General features: G+C 43.1%; 5 protein-coding genes. 1 reads left to right on the forward strand and 4 read right to left on the reverse strand.

Annotation, left to right across the window (positions count from 1 at the left end):
* Window positions 1–171 precede the first annotated feature (171 nt).
* The 4 genes from LUQ50_RS11705 to LUQ50_RS11720 all read right to left on the reverse strand — a co-directional run bounded on the left by LUQ50_RS11705 (window position 172) and on the right by LUQ50_RS11720 (window position 3118).
* Window positions 172–1413 carry an ABC transporter substrate-binding protein gene (locus LUQ50_RS11705; protein ID WP_300040016.1) on the reverse strand — a complete coding sequence of 414 codons (1242 nt, stop codon included), beginning with the start codon at window positions 1411–1413 and terminating at the stop codon, window positions 172–174.
* Between the two features lie 148 nt (window positions 1414–1561).
* Window positions 1562–2383 (reverse strand): alpha/beta hydrolase, encoded by an 822-nt coding sequence (locus LUQ50_RS11710; protein ID WP_300040017.1) that lies wholly within the window; start codon window positions 2381–2383, stop codon window positions 1562–1564.
* A 180-nt stretch (window positions 2384–2563) separates the two neighbouring features.
* Entirely contained in the window at window positions 2564–2812 is a 249-nt protein-coding gene (locus tag LUQ50_RS11715) for a type II toxin-antitoxin system PemK/MazF family toxin (protein WP_367279002.1), read from the reverse strand.
* A 57-nt stretch (window positions 2813–2869) separates the two neighbouring features.
* Entirely contained in the window at window positions 2870–3118 is a 249-nt protein-coding gene (locus tag LUQ50_RS11720) for a hypothetical protein (RefSeq protein ID WP_300040018.1), read from the reverse strand.
* Window positions 3119–3551: 433 nt separating this feature from the next.
* Here LUQ50_RS11720 and LUQ50_RS11725 point away from each other — a divergent pair.
* Window positions 3552–3835 (forward strand): HEPN domain-containing protein (locus LUQ50_RS11725; RefSeq protein ID WP_300040019.1); only part of this gene is annotated, 284 nt, incomplete at its 3' end.

Genomic DNA, 3835 nt, shown 5'->3' on the forward strand with positions numbered 1-3835 from the left:
CCACCTCCCTTCTGCGTCTTTCTTCGGAGAGATCTTTTTATACTTGGATGATGACCTTGTACTTAGGGCTGGTCAAAATTGAAGTGGCAGTCCTGGTCAATTTTGGAGTAGCAAAAACAATTTGTGATGATGTGAAAAAAGAGAATCTGATATGTTCAGTTTTCGCCACACCTAGGATGAATTAACCGGATACCAGGCGTCCACGTTATCCGGGCTGCGTACTGATGGTACTGCAGAATCTGCCCACTTCATCCAGTCTCCAATGTTCTTCCAAACATAATTACCAGAACTATCTTTCTCTAATGTGAAGAACCCATAACTGGCACGGGTTTTATCCCCGGCTGCATTGATACTCATACTTCCGGAGATTCCGTGATATTTTTCGATTACGGATCCCAGGGCTTCTCTTAATTGTTTTGCTTCCTGACTCCCATGCATAGAGAGCAATTGTGCGGCAATATCTGCGGCTTCATATGCTGAAAAAGCATACCCATCAGGTTCATACCCAATCTTTTCCTTCATTTGAAGAGGAATCTTGGATGAGAAGAGATCTACCAATGTTAGTGTATATCCTGAAAATTTACGTTGATCAGCAAAATTGGCGGCCTTCTCATATTTTAAAAGTGTCTGACCAAACGTGTTTCCGTCGGTTCCGATCCATTGAACCAGAGAAAGGTTCGGATATGCAGAGCTGGATGCCTCTTCCATTATTGGAATGATATCATCAAACGTGAATGCCAGAACCGCAACAGAATTCTTATCATGATCAAGAGCTGACCCTACACGTGAATCAAGACGGGATGCAATCTCTTTATAATCAGCGGCACTTGCATTATATCTCACAACTTCATCTGAATCGAGGGATTTCATCGATCTGTTCAGAATGGTCTCACCCTGGAAGTTACTCCATGAGTCTTCACGAACCAGTGGGACAACGTACCCGATATTCTCTTTTTGAAGGAGTGAGTTGAGGGCCGCTTCTTCAGATGAGTCGTCTGGATTTAACCTGAATATGTTGTCATCAGGGATAGAGAGTGAAGTTGCCGAACTGCCGGTGGCGATGATGACGACACCGTTTGCGTCTGCATATGGTTTTATCGCTTCCAACTGTGCACTGCTGAGAGTTCCAATAATCAGATTGACACCTGATTCGTGAAGCGACTTCACTGCCGCTAAAGCTGATTCTGGATCTGATGTAATATCAGTGGAATTTAGAGAGTACGTTCGGTCTGAACCGATATCAGCGTATCCCTTTTTCAGATTTTCAATCGCTAACGATGCAGCTGCCTTACCCTCAATACCCTTTTGAGCAAGATCGCCACTCGTAGGGTATATCCCGTATACAACGATCTCATCCTTGGAGTTCTGATTTGTATCTGCTGTTGTAGAACAGAAAAGAAAGATCAGAGACAAAATAAAATGAATAGCACTGTTCTATTAGCCATCCATACATCATGTTTCATGATAAATTCAATATGGTAATTGAACTCAAAAACTTGACTATTTATTTTATATAAAGAATATTATTGCTGAATTATTATATTTGTCGTGTGCCACATATTCACACTACATGCCCCTGGTTGTTTCCCGATTTTTTTAGGAACCGGGAGATGATCTCACCTACCGTGACTGGCTCCTGAAAGATTATTCCATGAGCAGTTTCTTCAACAACAACCAGTCCTGCTCCCGGTATGGCATTCGCAAGAATCGTGGAATTTTGAGATGGAGTGACAATATCCCTGTCACCGGTGATCACCAGAACTGGTCTGTTGATGAGATGGAGCTCTGAATATACTCCCTCCCAGGTTGCAAGAGCATCATACTGCTGCATAACAGAACGTGGATCCGCTACGTCACCGTGGTCCACAAACCAGCTCATTGGATCAGGGTGCTCATTCCGGTATGATTCTGTCAGAAGGAGACGACCGGCCCGTTCAAGATATGCATGAATATCAGGCAACTCTCTTCCCATCTCTTCGGTGATTCGATCCTCCCGGGGGATACACTCTGATCCACCGCAATCGGAACTAATGAGGACAAGTCGATCCACGTAATCCGGATACCGGATAGCATATTCAAGCCCGATAGAGCCCCCCATGGAATAGCCCACAATATGAACCGGGCCATCGGCCAGTTGAGTTACGAGGTCATGGAGATCCCGAGCACCCTGTGGAATGGTGAACGTCACCGATGGGTTCATCGCACCTGAAACGCCCCGGTGATTGTAAACGATAACCCGGAATGATGATGCAAGGGTTGATATCAACTTCCCGGGCCATTCGTCCAGTGTCATAGCATATCCGAGGACAAAGACGATGGTTGGCCCGGTTCCCCGGATGACATACCTGAGAGGAATATTGTCTTGTGTGAGGATCTCCGTCATTTGATATTTTTAAGCATCGTGGAGGATATTAATTGTATTCAACCGTTCTGGTATACCGGGGTTAAGGAATGTACAGAGGGAGCAGAATTTTTTGAGTATTGAGACAATTCACCGGTAGAGATACCGAGATGATCTTGAATAAACGGTTAACCCATACTCATAATGAATATTGGATTAATCCTATCGGATTATAGAAATAATTGTATCAACCACGGTCTGTAGGATAGGATCTGACACATGACCTAGGGCATATTGGATCATGGAAATATCGGCGACGAACAGTTTATCAGGTCTGATGTAACTCAACTCTTTTAACAACACTGAAGAGAGATTAGAGGGATGGAGGGGAACACCATACGTATCTGTATGATATTTTGACGTAATTTGATAGAGTATAAGATCATCACCAGCCGCTGGTGCAACAACCAGTGCAGGTCGTCGCTTAACCGAACTAAATCAGAGAAAGGAAATGGTATAACGACAATATCACCTTTTATAATACTCCCATGCTTCATCCTCTTCTGAAGTCATCCATTCGCGAGCAAGAACCCGTTCACTCAGAAAAGTGGTCTCTGATATACCGATCTGTTCGGTATTACCTGCCTTTTGAGGGCCATCTGGAGGAATATGCTCAATGATAATATGGTATTTCTTTCCAGCCTGGAGATCCACAGGGTGATCAGGGATGAGTGCTTTTCCATCATACACTGCAGAAACATCAATTTCTAGAGTCATGGTACTACTTCTTCTCTTACGTTGATAAAGGTAGAACCTGGTAACTATTAGAATAAATATGAACTAATTCTCCCATTACTCGAAATAATACTGACTTTACCGGTTGATCTTGATCACCGGGATGTAATCATCATAATGATTCGTATCATTGCCGGACATAAAATTGATCGGAATCGTAGATAACTGTGATACATCTACCCCGGATATCTTCGGATTTTTTCCTGCTCATCCATCCTAAGACAAAAGCACACCTGTGGTTTATTAGAGTATCATTTTGTCACGTTCTGGATTTGCTCATGAACTCAGGCAGTTGGACTGTCCGGATTTTTGGCTTGAATAGGAAGTGAAATGAGCGATGAGAGTAGAGATAAGGATACAATAATATAGATAAGTATGAAATTATTGAGACTAGGAACCCAATAATTTGTGCCATATGACTCCATCATTAGAAGAATGGGTTAAACAGGCTGAATACGACCTGAAGGCATCGGAACAAATGCTAAAGAGCAATCTGCCAGCCCATGCGACTTTTACTATTCATCTAGCCTTGGAAAAAATACTAAAAGCCTGTTATATACACAAAACATCTAAAAATCCCCCAAAAACCCACAGTCTCCTCTTTTTTACCGGAGCATTAGCAATTACCCTGCCTTCCGAGGGTCAAAATCTTCTGGAAGAACTGGAAGGCATGGGAATAGAAGCCAGATATCCGCCTGA

This window comes from Methanospirillum sp. (assembly GCF_028679455.1).
Classification (GTDB): Archaea; Halobacteriota; Methanomicrobia; order Methanomicrobiales; family Methanospirillaceae; genus Methanospirillum.

Bases quoted from the DNA above. Each gene is read 5' to 3' on its own strand.
- LUQ50_RS11710 (WP_300040017.1), bottom strand. From the start codon at position 2,383: ATGACGGAGATCCTCACACAAGACAATATTCCTCTCAGGTATGTCATC.
- LUQ50_RS11720 (WP_300040018.1), bottom strand. From the start codon at position 3,118: ATGACTCTAGAAATTGATGTTTCTGCAGTGTATGATGGAAAAGCACTC.